17 protein-coding genes and 1 pseudogene are annotated in these 13,742 nt (G+C 65.3%); 15 read left to right on the plus strand and 3 right to left on the minus strand.

Going from position 1 to position 13,742, the window contains the following annotated elements; genetic code table 11:
• Positions 1-31: 31 nt before the first annotated feature.
• The 4 genes from KZZ07_RS08535 (at position 32) to acpS (ending at position 2,759) form a co-directional block, all read left to right on the plus strand.
• On the plus strand, positions 32-781 hold the full coding sequence (locus KZZ07_RS08535; protein WP_219513537.1) for a pyridoxine 5'-phosphate synthase: 750 nt from the start codon (positions 32-34) through the stop codon (positions 779-781).
• A 113-nt stretch (positions 782-894) separates the two neighbouring features.
• On the plus strand, positions 895-1,728 hold the full coding sequence (locus tag KZZ07_RS08540; protein WP_219513538.1) for a 2OG-Fe(II) oxygenase: 834 nt from the start codon (positions 895-897) through the stop codon (positions 1,726-1,728).
• A 103-nt stretch (positions 1,729-1,831) separates the two neighbouring features.
• Positions 1,832-2,290 carry a hypothetical protein gene (locus KZZ07_RS08545; protein WP_219513539.1) on the plus strand — a complete coding sequence of 153 codons (459 nt, stop codon included), beginning with the start codon at positions 1,832-1,834 and terminating at the stop codon, positions 2,288-2,290.
• Positions 2,291-2,357: 67 nt separating this feature from the next.
• Positions 2,358-2,759, plus strand: coding sequence for a holo-ACP synthase (gene acpS, locus KZZ07_RS08550; RefSeq protein WP_219513540.1), 402 nt, complete (start codon positions 2,358-2,360; stop codon positions 2,757-2,759).
• Positions 2,760-2,763: 4 nt separating this feature from the next.
• On the opposite strand, the gene KZZ07_RS27645 is transcribed toward acpS, so the two are convergent.
• Together KZZ07_RS27645 and KZZ07_RS28060 are read right to left on the minus strand one after the other, a co-directional pair.
• Entirely contained in the window at positions 2,764-3,849 is a 1,086-nt protein-coding gene (locus tag KZZ07_RS27645) for an extracellular solute-binding protein (protein WP_255564248.1), read from the minus strand.
• 447 nt (positions 3,850-4,296) lie between these two features.
• Positions 4,297-5,070 (minus strand): annotated as a pseudogene (locus tag KZZ07_RS28060) (trypsin-like serine peptidase); the annotation flags it as partial.
• 139 nt (positions 5,071-5,209) lie between these two features.
• On the opposite strand from KZZ07_RS28060, the gene lepB (KZZ07_RS08560) reads away from it, so the two are divergent.
• From lepB (KZZ07_RS08560) to recO, 7 genes are all read left to right on the plus strand, one after another.
• Positions 5,210-6,043, plus strand: a complete 834-nt coding sequence (gene lepB, locus KZZ07_RS08560; RefSeq protein WP_219513542.1) for a signal peptidase I — start codon at positions 5,210-5,212, stop codon at positions 6,041-6,043.
• Positions 6,040-7,008 (plus strand): signal peptidase I, encoded by a 969-nt coding sequence (gene lepB / locus KZZ07_RS08565; RefSeq protein WP_219513543.1) that lies wholly within the window; start codon positions 6,040-6,042, stop codon positions 7,006-7,008. The genes lepB (KZZ07_RS08560) and lepB (KZZ07_RS08565) overlap by 4 nt, the downstream gene beginning before the upstream one ends.
• A complete protein-coding gene (gene rnc, locus KZZ07_RS08570) occupies positions 7,005-7,685 on the plus strand; it encodes a ribonuclease III (protein ID WP_219513544.1) in 681 nt (226 codons plus the stop codon). The genes lepB (KZZ07_RS08565) and rnc overlap by 4 nt, the downstream gene beginning before the upstream one ends.
• A gap of 260 nt (positions 7,686-7,945) precedes the next feature.
• Positions 7,946-8,836 (plus strand): DMT family transporter, encoded by an 891-nt coding sequence (locus KZZ07_RS08575; RefSeq protein WP_219513545.1) that lies wholly within the window; start codon positions 7,946-7,948, stop codon positions 8,834-8,836.
• Positions 8,837-8,924: 88 nt separating this feature from the next.
• Positions 8,925-9,833 (plus strand): GTPase Era, encoded by a 909-nt coding sequence (gene era / locus KZZ07_RS08580; RefSeq protein ID WP_219513546.1) that lies wholly within the window; start codon positions 8,925-8,927, stop codon positions 9,831-9,833.
• Positions 9,833-10,162 (plus strand): DUF1491 family protein, encoded by a 330-nt coding sequence (locus KZZ07_RS08585; RefSeq protein ID WP_219513547.1) that lies wholly within the window; start codon positions 9,833-9,835, stop codon positions 10,160-10,162. Before era ends, KZZ07_RS08585 begins: the two co-directional genes overlap by 1 nt.
• Before the next feature lie 132 nt (positions 10,163-10,294).
• Positions 10,295-11,020 (plus strand): DNA repair protein RecO, encoded by a 726-nt coding sequence (recO, locus tag KZZ07_RS08590; RefSeq protein WP_219513709.1) that lies wholly within the window; start codon positions 10,295-10,297, stop codon positions 11,018-11,020.
• On the opposite strand, the gene KZZ07_RS08595 is transcribed toward recO, so the two are convergent.
• Positions 11,004-11,390 carry an META domain-containing protein gene (locus tag KZZ07_RS08595; protein WP_219513548.1) on the minus strand — a complete coding sequence of 129 codons (387 nt, stop codon included), beginning with the start codon at positions 11,388-11,390 and terminating at the stop codon, positions 11,004-11,006. The genes recO and KZZ07_RS08595 overlap by 17 nt on opposite strands.
• Before the next feature lie 92 nt (positions 11,391-11,482).
• On the opposite strand from KZZ07_RS08595, the gene pgsA reads away from it, so the two are divergent.
• Genes pgsA through KZZ07_RS08615 form a run of 4 tightly spaced genes read left to right on the plus strand, consistent with a single transcriptional unit; the run spans position 11,483 to position 13,662 of the window.
• Positions 11,483-12,148, plus strand: coding sequence for a CDP-diacylglycerol--glycerol-3-phosphate 3-phosphatidyltransferase (gene pgsA, locus KZZ07_RS08600; RefSeq protein ID WP_219513549.1), 666 nt, complete (start codon positions 11,483-11,485; stop codon positions 12,146-12,148).
• Positions 12,148-12,393 carry a molybdopterin converting factor subunit 1 gene (gene moaD, locus KZZ07_RS08605; RefSeq protein WP_219513550.1) on the plus strand — a complete coding sequence of 82 codons (246 nt, stop codon included), beginning with the start codon at positions 12,148-12,150 and terminating at the stop codon, positions 12,391-12,393. Before pgsA ends, moaD begins: the two co-directional genes overlap by 1 nt.
• Before the next feature lie 5 nt (positions 12,394-12,398).
• A complete protein-coding gene (locus tag KZZ07_RS08610; RefSeq protein ID WP_219513551.1) occupies positions 12,399-12,842 on the plus strand; it encodes a molybdenum cofactor biosynthesis protein MoaE in 444 nt (147 codons plus the stop codon).
• 49 nt (positions 12,843-12,891) lie between these two features.
• Positions 12,892-13,662, plus strand: a complete 771-nt coding sequence (locus KZZ07_RS08615; RefSeq protein WP_219513552.1) for an FCD domain-containing protein — start codon at positions 12,892-12,894, stop codon at positions 13,660-13,662.
• The last annotated feature ends 80 nt before the right edge of the window (positions 13,663-13,742 follow it).

The following is a 13,742-nucleotide window of genomic DNA, read 5'->3' on the forward strand; positions in this document are numbered from 1 at the left end:
TTGATCAAATTCCAGAACGGGGATCGCCACCATGACCCAAACCGGACAGCTGCGCCTTGGCGTCAACATCGATCACGTCGCAACCGTGCGAAATGCGCGCGGCGGGGCCTATCCCGACCCGATCCGGGCCGCCAAGCTGGCCGAAGAGGCCGGCGCCGACGGCATCACCGCGCATCTGCGCGAGGATCGGCGCCACATCTCGGACGCGGATATCGACGGGCTGATGGAAAACCTGAGCGTGCCGCTCAACTTCGAGATGGCCGCCACCGACGAGATGCAGAAGATCGCCCTGCGTCACAAGCCGCATGCTGTCTGCATCGTGCCCGAGAAGCGCGAGGAAAAGACCACCGAGGGCGGGCTGGAAGTGGCGCGTGAAGAGAACAAGCTGGCCCATTTCATCGCGCCGCTGCGCGAGGCTGGGTGCCGCGTGTCGATCTTCATCGCCGCCGACCGGCGCCAGATCGAAGCCGCGCACCGGATCGGCGCGCAGGTGATCGAACTGCACACCGGCGCCTATTGCGATTTCCACGCCGAAGGGCAGTTCGACAAGCGCGACACGGAGCTGGAACGGATGCGCGAAATGGCCACCTACGCGCATTCGCTGGGGCTGGAGGTGCACGCCGGGCACGGGCTGACCTACGAAACCGTGCAGCCGGTTGCCGCGTTTCCCGAGGTGATGGAGTTGAACATCGGCCATTTCCTTGTGGGTGAGGCGATCTTTCGCGGTCTGGGCACGGCCATCGCGGAAATGCGCCGCCTGATGGACGCCGCGCGCGCCTGACCCTGCGCGGACCGGCCTCCCGGTCCGCCGCATTCCTTACGATTGTCACCATTTTTTTGCCGTAAATCCGGTTATACTTGGCCCAAACGCGTGCAATTGCCCGAGGTGCCGTCATGCCTGTCATTCCAATGGACCCAGAAACGCTTGCCATCGATGCCTCGGCTGCCAAGGCAGCGGGCGCCGCGGCGGCCGAAAACTATCGCAATCGCACGCCCTACCCCTATGGCAGCTTTGACGATTTCCTGCCCGCAGAGGTGCTGGACCGGGTTCTGGAAGAGCTGAAACAGCTGCCCGAGGCCGAGGACATGTTCAACCGCCCGCAGGAAAAGCTGAAGTCCAGCTACCTGCCGGAGCGCCTGCCGCCCTATACGCGCAACCTGTTCTACGTCCTGAACTCGCGCCCCTTCGTGCGTTTCCTCGAAGAGATGACCGGCATCAACGGGCTGATCCCGGATCCCTATTTCGCGGGCGGCGGCGTCCATGTTGTCGCCAATGGCGGGCACCTCGATATCCACGCGGATTTCAACCACAATCAAAAGCTCAACCTCGAACGCCGACTGAACATCCTCATCTACCTCAACAAGGACTGGAAAGAGGAATACGGCGGCTCTTTCGAGATCTGGAACACCGACATGACCGAAAAGGTCGCGGGATTCGTGCCGCTGTTTAACCGCATGTGCTGTTTCAACACCGGGTCCGACACCTGGCACGGCAACCCCGAGACGGTGAACCATCCCGACGGAGAACCGCGCATGTCGCTGGCGCTGTACTACTACACCGCGACATGGGACTACACGCGCAAGTCCCATACGACGCTGTTCAAGCCCCGCCCGGGCACCAAGGACCAGGTCGACCGGCAGGTGAAACGCGCCGACATTCTGCAGGAAGTCCTGCCGCCGGTCATCTTCCGCAAGGTGATCGGGCGGCTGCAACGCTTCGGCTTCTGAGACCGGCATGAGTGTTGCGGGTGCGGTCGGGAAAACCTCGCCTCGCCCCCTCGCCCGGTCCGGGCTATCATTGCTCAAATCCGCTTTGACAAGGATACGCCCCATGAAACGCCTGATGTGCACCCTGCCCCTCGTCCTGCTTCCGGCCCTTGCGGCGGCTCAGGACAACATCGTCACCGTGCAGGACTGCGACTGGCAGGCCAGTGCCCGCAATATCGTCGAACCCTGGGAGGCACACAGCCGCACCTTCTCCAACGGCAAGACACGGCTGGCCCTGATGGACACCATCGAACCCGCCGCCGCCTGGGCCTGGATGCTGGTGCTGTCACCGCCCTACTCGGAGCTGGGCGACCGTCAGTGCAAGGTGATCGGGCTGAACGGCATGGGCTTTGCGGGGATGGAATTCGGCGCACTCAATGCCGACTACGATCCCGCCACGGGCCTGACCTTCACCGTCCCGGTAAACGTCTATGATCCCGATACCGCCATGCCTGCCACGGCCACCCTGCGCTTTACGCTGAACCAGGCCACCGGCGCCATCGACGGCGACCTCCTGCCCTGAGCTTGACCTTGGCGCGCCGCCGGGGTTTGTGGGGCGGGTTCCCACCCGCCCGCAGGAGGCTGACCCCATGATCCTCGGCATCGGCACCGACCTGGCCAACATCGACCGGATCGCCGGCACGCTAGAGCGTTTCGGCGACCGCTTTCGCAACCGCGTCTTCACCGAGGTGGAACAGGCCAAGGCAGAACGGCGCGCGGATACGCCGGGCACCTACGCCAAACGCTGGGCCGCGAAAGAGGCCTGTTCCAAGGCGCTTGGCACCGGCCTGCGCATGGGCATCGCCTGGAAGGACATGGCCGTCAGCAACCTGCACACCGGCCAGCCGGTGATGGAGGTGACGGGCTGGGCCAGGGATCGGCTGGACGCGATGACCCCCGAGGGGCACGAGGCGATCATCCACGTCACCCTGACCGACGATCACCCCTGGGCGCAGGCCTTTGTCGTGATCGAGGCGCGGCGAAAGGGCTGAACGCCTAGCGTATGAGCCATGCGCTGAACCGGCGGTCAATCGCTGCGCGATGCTCGGTCCAGAAGTCATAGTTGTAGAGCAACGCCGTCGCGAAATTGCCTGAGCCCGTCGGAATGTGACGTTTCATGTCGATGCCCAGGTCCTTGTGCCGCCCCACCAATGGCGCCGAGCTGCGCCGCGCGGGGCCGTAGGAAATGTATTGCGCCTGATCCGCCAATCGCTGTGTATCGGTTGCGAAGTACAAGAAATCCAGCACGCGAGCCTTGCGGTCCGCAGGCAGGCCCTTGGGGATGATCCAACCGTCCAGATCGATCACTTGCCGGTCCCATAAAATCTCAACTGGTTGGCCCTGCTCCGCAATCAGGCTGAACAAGCGTCCGTTGTAAGTGGACCCCATGACCACTTCGCCATCCGCAAGCAGTTGTGGCGTTTCCGCCCCGGCGGACCACCAGATGATATCGTCCTTGATCGTATCCAGCTTGGCCAAAGCCCGGTCCTGACCCCGCCGGGTTGCCAGAACCTCGTACAGTCGGCTCTCGGGCACACCATCGCAGAGAAGCGCCCATTCCATGTTGTTAATCGGACGTTTTTCCAGTGCCCGCTTGCCCGGAAAACGACGAAGATCAAAGATATCGCAGACTGATCGGGGACGCTGGCGTCCAACCAGATCGGTGCGATACCCGATGGTCGTGGAGTAAGCGATCTGGGGAATGAAGCAGTCGTTGATCAGGAACTTTCCGAAATCCACGCTAGGCGGCGTACCGTCCGGCGCCGGTGCCAGCACACGATCCACCTCGATCCGCTCTGCCAGCCCGGCCTCGCAAAGGCGGATCGCGTCGCTGGCGACGACATCCACCACGTCCCAGGACCGCGCCTTGGCATCCCCTTTCCGGAGTATGCTGACAGCGGAATGGGAGTCCGAGTCCCAACTGACATCCAACGACCGGTTGCGTGCCACATAGGGATCAAGATAGGCCTTTTCCTGACTTCGCTGGTACATGCCGCCCCAACTGACCAGTTTCATAGCATCTGCCATCTTGACCCCGGGCTTCGGTTGGGGCGGCTTCGCCACGGTGGACCGCGCCGCCATCAACTCCAGCATCGTCTGGGCGCTCCTGCCCGCAGCAGTGAACCGAAACCGATCAAACACTTTCGTCAGGGCACGCCGCCGCGCCTCATCCTCGCTTAGCGCCAAAGCTGCGATCAGGGCATCCGAGGCCTGCTCCTCTACGCTGCGTTGCCGGGGCGCCATCAGGTCCAGAGCATTGCGCGCACTCCTGGCGGCGCGGCTTGCGGGAAAAGTCGTGACCACATCTTCCAACGCCGTGCGCCGCGCCTCGATACCGTCCAGTTGCAGGGCCTCGGTCAGCGCCTCCTGTGCCAGGGTCTCCGGGTCCGGTTTGGGCTCCGTGACGGGAGCGGGCGCCGCTATGGCGCGAAATCCCAGCCCAAGCGCAGCCTCGACCGCCGCGATCTTGTGGCCGCCGTTATAGCCGCCGCGTCCATGCAGGCCGCCCTGGTTGTGCAGCCCAACAACAGCCAGTGAGCGCGCATCCAGCAGCAGGGAACCGGAAGACCCGCCCGTCGTCTCGCAGCTGTGGCGCAATTGCGAGGCCGCCTCGGGCAGCTTGGCCTGGTCGGGATGCACCTGGCAGGTGCCGGATGAAAACTGCTGCGGATCACCGTTTGGGTGGTGGATCATGGTCAACGCGCGGCGCGGTCGCACGCGCGACTGCATCACCATCGGCACGTGCCCGCCCAGCGCCTCGTTGGCGTCCGCGCCAAAGATCTGCAGAACCATCGCGTCAAGATCGGCGTCCCGCGTCAGTTCCCGCGTCGAAACCGCGTATGTCTTGACGTTGCCGGTGAAATCCGCCGCCGTGTAGCCGAAGTTGATGCGCGCCTCCTGCACAAAGGTGAACCCGGCCCCGACCATGACATCGTTGTAGAAACAGTGGCTGTTGGTCAGCAAACGGTTGCCGGGCAGAAGCGCGGCGGTACAGGTGGTCATTTGCGGGCTTTTCAGTGTCCGCGTCTGACCGTTCAGGGTCACCGTTCGCGGCTTGCCGTCCGGCGTCATCAGGCAGACATCCAGCCGCCCGATGTAGCGCCCGATTTCCTGCACGTCGTCCGGCGCCTCGGCGATCGGCCGCCAGAACCCGCCGCGTTCAGAGGCCCCCTGGATCAGCGCTTGCAGGGCCGAACTTTGCGCGTCAATGCGGAAGGAAAACTTGCAGCCTTCGAAGGCGCTGGCCGCCTGTCCGGCGACCATGAACAGCAACACGGCAAGAAATCGGGGCAAGGTCATCATGAATTCCGAAGGCTAACAGGATAATCCGCCAAGCCTAGCAAGCGCCACGTCGCCCGGTCAACGTCCGTCCCTCCTGCCTTGACACGCCCTGCCCCGCCGCCCATGAAGCGCCCAACAGGTGAGGCAAAGGGCAGATCACATGGCGAAGGAAGAAAAGAAGGGCGGTCTCGTCGAGACCATCAAGACGGTTGTCTACGCGCTGCTGATCGCGGGCGTCTTCCGCACCTTCCTGTTTCAGCCCTTCTGGATCCCCTCCGGGTCGATGAAGGACACCCTGCTGATTGGCGATTTCCTCTTCGTCAACAAGATGGCCTATGGCTATTCCTATGCCTCCTGCCCCTCGATCATCATTCCGCGTTTCGGCATCAATGTGGATGCGCAGGATTTCTGCGGCTGGGCCGATGGCGACAACAAGCGCCTCTTCGGTGGTGAACCCAAGCGCGGCGACGTCGTCGTGTTCCGCCACCCGGTTTCGGGCCGTGATTTCATCAAGCGGCTGATCGGCCTGCCGGGCGAACGTATCCAGGTGCGGAACGGCGTGCTGCACATCAACGGTGAACCGGTCGAACTGACCCCCGACGGCACTTTCGAGGAACTGGCCGCCCCGCAAGGACCGCAGGGCCTGCGCCCGCGCTGCGCCAATGGCACGGTCGGCGACGGCGCCACCTGCATCAAGGAAAAGCTGATCGAGACGCTGCCCAACGGCGTCAGCCATTCGATCCTGAACATCGGCATGCAGGGATCGGACAACACCCCGGTCTACACGGTCCCCGAGGGGCATTACTTCTTCATGGGGGACAACCGCGACAACTCTTCCGACAGCCGCGTGCCCAATATCGCCAACGGCGTCGGCTTTGTTCCTTATGAAAACCTGATCGGTCGGGCGGACCGGATCATGTTCTCGTCCGCCGGACGCTCGATGCTCTATTTCTGGACCTGGCGGAGCGACCGGTACTTCCAAGTGATCGAGTGAGCTTTCTGCGCACAGCTTTCGACTGGCGCGGCCTGACCGGTCGCGCCGGTTTTGTTTTGGCCGCCGCGCTGGTGGTGCTGATGCTGATCGCGCAGGGCCGTCTGTCGCCGCTCAGCCCTGCCGGCGCCGCCGTGGCGCTGGCCGGGGCAATGGCGACCCTGCTGTTCTGGGGTCACGCACGGCGGCGGCTGCGCGCGATGGGCTGGTCCGGCTGGTGGATGTGGGGACTGGCGGTGCCGCTGGTCTCGCTTGCGCTTGTCGCCGTGATGGCCCTGCGCCGCACCCGGCCCGATGCCGCACCGGGTCCCTTCAGCAAGGCGGGCCGGGCACTGGTCTGGGTCATGGTCGCCCTGATCGCCAGCCGCGTGGCCTGGGCGCCCTACATCATTCCGACCGGCAGCATGTCGCCCACCCTGCAACCCGGGGACTATGTCCTTGCCACCCGCAGCCTGTCGTCGCCAGGGCGGGGGTCGGTCGTGGTCTTTCGCCATCCGGTCACCGGGCAGGACTTTCTCAAGCGAGTGATCGGGCTGCCCGGCGATCGGGTTCAGATGCGGGACGGGCAGGTGATCCTGAATGGCACCCCCGTGCCGCAGGTCCCTGCGCCCGACTGGACCGAACCCAATCGCCCCACGGCCTTCGGCACGCGCCCGCGCTGCCTGACCCCAACGGCCCCCGGCACCCCCTGCATCAAGCAGGCCGCGCGCGAGACCCTGCCCGGCGGCCCCACCTACACCGTGCTGAACATCGGCACGCACCGCACCGACAATACCGTCGAGCTCCACATCCCCGAGGGGCACCTCTTTGTCCTTGGCGACAACCGCGACAACTCGCTGGACAGCCGCGTCACGCAAGGGCTGGGCGGCGTCGGGCTGGTTCCGCTGACGCATGTTGCAGGCCGGGTGCGTCTGGTGCTCTATTCGCAGGAAGGGCGCGAAGGGCGCCTGTTGAGGACAGTCGAATGAAGGTTTCCGCCGAACTCATCACCTTGCAGGACTCGCTGGGCCACCGTTTCGCAGACCCGCGTCTGCTGCGCCGCGCCGTCACCCATGCCTCGATGTCCGGGCCGGGGCGCGAGGACAACCAGCGGCTGGAATTCCTGGGCGACCGGGTGCTGGGGCTTGTCATGGCAGAGGCGCTGCTGGAAAGGGACCGCACCGCCACCGAGGGACAGATGGCCCCCCGGTTCAACGCGCTGGTGCGCAAGGAAACCTGCGCCGATGTCGCGCGCGAGGTGGGCATCGGCGACGCGCTGAAACTGGGCCGGTCGGAACAGCTGTCCGGCGGGCGGCGCAAGATGGCGCTTCTGGGCGATGCGATGGAGGCGGTGATCGCCGCCGTCTACCTGGACGCCGGGTTTGAGGCGGCGCGTGCCCTGATCCTGCGGCTCTGGGACAAACGCATCGACGCGGTCGAGGAAGACGCCAAGGATGCCAAAACCGCCCTGCAGGAATGGGCGCAGGCGCGCGGCCACCAGCCGCCCAAGTATGTCGAGACTGCCCGCAGCGGCCCGGATCATGCCCCGGTCTTCACCATCGAGGTCCGCCTGCCCGACGGCGCCTCTGCCGAGGCCACGGCGGGCAGCAAGCGCCAGGCGGAACAAATGGCCGCCCGGACGCTGCTGGACAAGTTGACCGGCTGAGGCAAGTCCCGTCCGCTATCCCCGCAAGAGCGCCTCCTACGGCGAGACACGCAGTTTCTGCTGAAACGCATTCAGCAGCTCCGGTTCAAAGTCCGTCCCGGAAAGCGTTTCGCGCAGGTCACTCATGACCCGGGGCGGATCCATGTCCCGCGCGTCCTTCGTTTCCCGTTGCAGCCCGCCCAGCCTGCCCCGAACACGCGCTCTGGTCCACGGGGTGAATGCGCTGTACCGCTATGCGCATCTCAACGCGAGGGTCACGCATGACCGACAACCTCAAGGGCAGCCTCTGGATGATGCTCGCCATGCTCGGCTTCGGGGTCGAGGATGCCTTCTTCAAGGCCGCCACCGGCACCGGCGGGATTTCTCCCGGGCTGGGCACGGTGCAGTTCGGCCTGCTGGCCATGACGATTTATGCAATCCATGCCCGCCGTCGAGGCGTACCGCTCTGGGACCCCGCCTACCTGCAAAAGGGTTTGCTGATCCGCACCGGATTCGAGATCCTGGGCCGGCTCTTCTTTGCCCTCAGCCTGGCCTATACGCCGCTCTCGACCACCTCGGCCATCCTGCAGGCCGCGCCTTTGGTGGTCATGCTGTCCGCCGGGCTGATCCTGGGCGAACGCATCGGCCCACACCGCTGGCTGGCCACCGCGGTAGGCTTTGCCGGGGTGCTGCTGATCATCCGCCCCTCGCCCTCGGGGATCGAGGCCAATGCCGTCTTTGCCCTGCTCGGCATGATCGGCTTTGCCGGGCGGGACGTGGCCACCCGCACCGCGCCCGCCCATATCCGCCCCTCGCAACTGGGTGTGCTTGGCTTTGCCGTTGTCACCTTCGCGGGCCTCGTCATCATGGCCTTCGAACCCGCGCCCGGCCTGCCAACCCTGCCCTCCGCGACGATGATCTGCGGCACGGCGATCGCCGGGGTAATCGGCTATACCGCGCTCACCGCCGCGATGCGCACCGGAGAGGTCTCGGTCGTGGCCCCCTTCCGCTATTCCCGCCTGCTGGTGGCCCTGGTCCTGGCCTATACGGTCTTCGGCGAACGCCCCGACACGATGACCCTGAGCGGCGCGGCGCTGATCGTCGCCTCGGGCATCTACTCGCTCTGGCGAGACGGCCGGAAACGGACCGCGACAGGACGCGCGACGCCCTGAGACGGCCCGCCACATGCGAATCCGCTGGCCATGACGCCCCATCTGGCCTAGGGGAGGCTCTTCAATTTCGCATTCGGACAGATCTGTCATGACCACACGCGCCGGCTTCATCGCCCTGATCGGAGAGCCCAACGCAGGCAAATCCACCCTCACCAACGCGATGGTGGGGGCCAAGGTCAGCATCGTGACCCACAAGGTCCAGACCACCCGCGCCCGCATCCGTGGCGTGGCGATGGAAGGCGACAGCCAGCTGGTCTTCGTCGACACGCCGGGCCTGTTCAAACCGCGCCGCCGGCTGGACCGCGCGATGGTCGCCGCCGCCTGGAGCGGCGCGGCGGATGCCGATGTCATCGTGCTGCTGATCGAGGCGCATCGCGGTATCACAGAGGGCGTCGAATCCATCCTCGAAGGCCTGAAGGATCTGCCGAAGAACCGTACCGTGGCCTTGGCCATCAACAAGATCGACCGGGTCGAGGCCCCCGCCCTGCTGGCCCTGACGCAGGCCATGAACGAGCGCTACGAATTTGCCCGCACCTTCATGATCTCCGCCGAAAAGGGATACGGGATCGAGGATCTGCGCCACTGGCTGGCGGGGGAAATGCCCGAAAGCCCCTGGCTCTACCCCGAGGACCAGATCGCCGACCTGCCGATGCGCATGATCGCCGCCGAGATCACCCGCGAAAAGCTGACCCTGCGTCTGCACCAGGAACTGCCTTACCAGCTGACCGTCGAAACCGAGAACTGGGAGGAACGCAAGGACGGCTCCGCCCGCATCGACCAGATCGTCTATGTCGCCCGCGATGGCCACAAGGGCATCCTGCTGGGCCACAAGGGCGAGACGATCAAGGCCATCTCCAAGGCCGCCCGCGAGGAACTGACAGAGTTTCTCGGCCGCCCGATCCACCTTTTCCTGCAGGTCAAGGTACGCGAGAACTGGCTCGAAGAGGCGGAACGCTACTCGGAGATGGGGCTCGACTTCCGCGACGGCAACGCCTGATGGCCAGGCTGACCGCGCGGTTCTGGGTCGATGCCTACCTGGCGCGCCTGCGCCTTATGGACATTCCCGCCTTCGTCACCGCCCACGGCGACGACACGGCAGGCGCCGTCCTGGTCAAGCTCAACACGCTTGACGGCCAGGCCCGCGCCTTCACCCGCGGTTTCGACCTGACCAGTGGCGACCGCAAGTGGACCGACCTCACCATCGGACCCGAACCCGAGGTCGACGAGACCATCACCCGCCAGCGCCGCTTCGACCCCGACCTTTGGGTGATCGAGGTCGAGGACCGGCAGGGCCGTCACCTGCTCGACGATCCCACCCTGGCCTGACCCGCAGGCTTCTTCTCTCCAAAAATACTCATGCCCGAGGCCCCAAAGGGGCCGAGATACCCTGCGCAGCCGCAGGCTGCACAATTGGATCACCGCTTGCCAATCCGCGCGCGCGGCCCGATCTTTCGCCGCATGGACTGGCGCGACACGGGCATTCTTCTTCATACGCGGAAACACGGCGAGACCTCGCTGATCCTCGAGGTCTTCACGCCGCGACATGGCCGTCACGCGGGCGTGTTGCGCGGCGGGACCTCGCGCAAGCTGGCGCCGCATCTGCAACCCGGCGCACAGCTCGACCTCTCCTGGCGGGCGCGGCTTGAGGACCACATCGGCAGCTTTACCGCCGAACCCGAACGGTCGCGCGCCGCGGCGGCGCTGGGGGATCGTCTGGCGCTGGCGGGGCTCAACGCCGTCACCGCGCTGCTGGCCTTCTGCCTGCCCGAACGCGAGCCGCATCCGGCCCTTTACGACCGGTCCGAAAAGCTGCTCGACCTGCTGGATCGCCCGGATCTCTGGCCGCTGGCCTACCTGCACTGGGAACTGGCGCTGCTGGAAGAGATGGGGTTCGGCCTTGACCTTACGCAATGCGCCGTCACCGGCGCGACCGAGGGGCTGGACTATGTCTCGCCCCGGTCGGGACGGGCGGTCACCACCCGGGGCGCCGGGGAATGGGTCGACCGGCTGCTGCCCCTGCCGCCGGTCCTGCGGGGCGAGGGCGAGGCCGGGGATGCCGAAATCCTGACCGCATTGGAAACGACCGGGTTCTTCATGGAAAACCGGCTGGCGGCGGACCTGAGGGACAAGCCGCTGCCGCCCGCGCGGGCGGCGCTGATCGCACGGCTCAGGGCGCGGGGCTGAACACCATCTCGTTGCCCTCTGCGTCGCGCAAAACCAATTGATCATCGCGCAGCTCCGCCTGTGTCACCTGCCGCAGGGCCATGACAAAGGCGTTCTCCTGCGCCAGTTCGGGACAGGCCCGGCGGGTCAAACGCAACGGCCCAAAGCTCAGCCCGGGCCAGGCTCCCTCGACCCTGCCGCCAAAGCTGTTGCAAGGCGCCTTGCCGCTGACCTTGCCGGGCGTGGTCAGGTCGAGGGAAGCGTCGAAATCCACCATCTCGCCGCCCATGCTCTGCAGCACCCAGTGCGTATTTTCAGGGGGCAGGGTCATGTCTGCCCAGGCGCCCGGGACAAGCGCCGAAAGAAGTCCCGCCAGGATGAGTCCACGCATGATACCCCCGTTTTGCCTCCTCCAGAGGTGGGGTGCCGGGACAGTGCGCGCAAGCCTTCCCCCTTCCCCGAGAACCGGATAGAGAGGCTGCGATGAAACTGACCTTGCCCAACCTTCTCACCATCCTGCGCCTGCTCGCCGCGCCCGGCGTGGCGGTGATGTTCCTCTATTTCTCCCGCCCCTTGGCGGACTGGGCCGCACTGATCCTGTTCCTTGGGGCCGCCGTGACCGACTGGCTGGACGGGCACCTGGCCCGCAGCTGGCAACAGGAAACCAAGCTGGGCGCCATGCTGGACCCGATCGCCGACAAGGCGATGGTGGTCATCGCCCTGATGGTGATCGTCGGGTTTTCGTCCTGGTCGCCCTGGCTGGTCCTGCCGGCCACGGTGATCCTGTTCCGCGAGGTCTTTGTCTCCGGGTTGCGGGAATTCTTGGGCGACACCGCCGGCACGCTGAAAGTCACCAAGCTGGCCAAGTGGAAGACAACGGCGCAGATGGTGGCCATCGCGGTGCTCTTTGCACAGGGCGTCTTTGAACACTATCTTGTCACGTCGAGCATGGGCATGGATGATCGGATCATCACGCAGATCCTCGACGGCCAGGTCGAAGACGAAATGGGCCTGCGGTGGAAGCTTCAGGGCATGATCTGGTCCGGCAAGGGCGGGCTGATGCTGCTCTGGATCGCCGCCGCGCTGACGCTGATCACGGGTTGGGACTATTTCCGCAAGGCCCTGCCCTTTCTGAAGGAGGATCGCTGATGGATGTGCTGTATTTCGCCTGGGTGCGCGAACGGATCGGCCTGCCGCGCGAAAAAGTCGAGACCGAGGCCGCGACGGTTGCTGCACTGGTCGACGAGCTGCGCGCACGCGAAGACCGCTATGCCGCCGCTTTCGAGGACCTGAGCGCCCTGCGCGTGGCCGTGGACCAGGAGCTGACGGATTTCGACGCGCCCCTCGCCGGTGCGCGCGAAGTGGCCTTTTTTCCGCCGATGACGGGGGGCTGAGGGCCATGCGCGTCGTCGTTCAGGAGGCCCCTTTCGATTTCGGCGCCGAGGCCGCGGTTTTTGCTGCTGGTCGGCACGACATGGGCGCGGTCGTCACCTTCACCGGCATCGTACGTGATCTGCAGGGCGGCGGCCTGGAGGCGATGGAGATCGAGCACTATCCCGGCATGACCGAGAAAGCCCTTGAAAAGATTACCAAAGAAGCGGTCGACCGCTGGTCTCTGGGGGATGCGCTGGTGATCCATCGTTATGGCCGGATGGAGCCGGGCGACCAGATCATGATGGTCGCGACGGCGGCGCCGCACCGCAAGGATGCCTTCGAGGCTGCGGAATTCCTGATGGACTACCTGAAGTCGCGGGCCCCGTTCTGGAAGAAGGAATTCAGCGCCGAATCAAAGTCTTGGGTCGCGGCGCGGAACGAGGACGAGGACGCGCTGCGGCGGTGGTAACAACCGCCCGGCTTTGGTAACTTCGCCTGACCAGCGGAAGGAACGCGCGATGCCCTTCGAAAAAGTGCAGGCCGAGAAGCTCTCGAAGACCGTTGTCCGGCAGATCGAACTGCTGATCCTGCGCGGCGTGCTGCGCCCCGGGGAACGGCTGCCCTCGGAACGCGACCTGTCCGAACAGCTTGGCGTCTCGCGGCCCTCCCTTCGAGAGGCCGTGTCCGAGCTGCAGGCGCGCGGGTTGCTGACCTCCAAGGCCAGCGCGGGCGTCTTTGTGACCGGCGTCCTGGGCTCGGCCTTTTCCGAACCGCTGATCCAGCTTTTCGCCAATCACGACGAGGCGGTGTTCGACTACCTCTCGTTCCCGCGCGACATGGAAGGGCTGGCCGCCGAACGTGCCGCCATCCACGGCACGGACAGCGATCTTGCCGTGATTGCTGCGGTTTTCACCAAGATGGAGGCCGCCCACGTCAAGCGGAACCCCTCCGAAGAGGCCGGGCTGGACGCCGAGTTTCACCTGGCGATCATCGAGGCCAGCCATAACGTGATCATGCTGCACATGATGCGGTCGATGTACCAGTTGCTGCGCGAGGGCGTGTTCTACAACCGCCAGGTCATGTTCAAGCAACGCACCACCCGGGCGAGCCTGCTGGACCAACACCGCGCCATCAACGACGCGCTTCAGGCGCGCGATGCCGCCGGGGCGCGGGCCGCTGTCGAGGCACATCTGGATTACGTCGAGGCGGCACTGACCGCGGACAGGACCATGGAAAAGAACGAGGCCATTGCGCGCCAGCGGCTGCGCCGGGAAACCGACCGCCGCTAGACCGCCCCCCCAGGATATGGGCCGAAGCGGTCAGAAGTATTGACCACCGGGTGCAGCAAGCCCGTCTGAAAGCCCCAAGT

Origin of the sequence: Mameliella sp. CS4 (assembly GCF_019392335.1) — a bacterium.
Classification (GTDB): Bacteria; Pseudomonadota; Alphaproteobacteria; order Rhodobacterales; family Rhodobacteraceae; genus Antarctobacter.

What these genes read in the sequence shown, in the direction of transcription:
- KZZ07_RS08595 (WP_219513548.1), bottom strand. Translation starts at nt 11,390, where the DNA reads ATGCGTGGACTCATCCTGGCGGGACTTCTTTCGGCGCTTGTCCCGGGC.
- KZZ07_RS08545 (WP_219513539.1), top strand. Translation starts at nt 1,832, where the DNA reads ATGAAACGCCTGATGTGCACCCTGCCCCTCGTCCTGCTTCCGGCCCTT.
- KZZ07_RS08615 (WP_219513552.1), top strand. Translation starts at nt 12,892, where the DNA reads ATGCCCTTCGAAAAAGTGCAGGCCGAGAAGCTCTCGAAGACCGTTGTC.
- KZZ07_RS08575 (WP_219513545.1), top strand. Translation starts at nt 7,946, where the DNA reads ATGACCGACAACCTCAAGGGCAGCCTCTGGATGATGCTCGCCATGCTC.
- rnc (WP_219513544.1), top strand. Translation starts at nt 7,005, where the DNA reads ATGAAGGTTTCCGCCGAACTCATCACCTTGCAGGACTCGCTGGGCCAC.
- KZZ07_RS08610 (WP_219513551.1), top strand. Translation starts at nt 12,399, where the DNA reads ATGCGCGTCGTCGTTCAGGAGGCCCCTTTCGATTTCGGCGCCGAGGCC.
- KZZ07_RS27645 (WP_255564248.1), bottom strand. Translation starts at nt 3,849, where the DNA reads ATGGCGGCGCGGTCCACCGTGGCGAAGCCGCCCCAACCGAAGCCCGGG.
- pgsA (WP_219513549.1), top strand. Translation starts at nt 11,483, where the DNA reads ATGAAACTGACCTTGCCCAACCTTCTCACCATCCTGCGCCTGCTCGCC.
- lepB (WP_219513542.1), top strand. Translation starts at nt 5,210, where the DNA reads ATGGCGAAGGAAGAAAAGAAGGGCGGTCTCGTCGAGACCATCAAGACG.
- KZZ07_RS08535 (WP_219513537.1), top strand. Translation starts at nt 32, where the DNA reads ATGACCCAAACCGGACAGCTGCGCCTTGGCGTCAACATCGATCACGTC.
- recO (WP_219513709.1), top strand. Translation starts at nt 10,295, where the DNA reads ATGGACTGGCGCGACACGGGCATTCTTCTTCATACGCGGAAACACGGC.
- acpS (WP_219513540.1), top strand. Translation starts at nt 2,358, where the DNA reads ATGATCCTCGGCATCGGCACCGACCTGGCCAACATCGACCGGATCGCC.
- moaD (WP_219513550.1), top strand. Translation starts at nt 12,148, where the DNA reads ATGGATGTGCTGTATTTCGCCTGGGTGCGCGAACGGATCGGCCTGCCG.
- KZZ07_RS08585 (WP_219513547.1), top strand. Translation starts at nt 9,833, where the DNA reads ATGGCCAGGCTGACCGCGCGGTTCTGGGTCGATGCCTACCTGGCGCGC.
- era (WP_219513546.1), top strand. Translation starts at nt 8,925, where the DNA reads ATGACCACACGCGCCGGCTTCATCGCCCTGATCGGAGAGCCCAACGCA.
- KZZ07_RS08540 (WP_219513538.1), top strand. Translation starts at nt 895, where the DNA reads ATGCCTGTCATTCCAATGGACCCAGAAACGCTTGCCATCGATGCCTCG.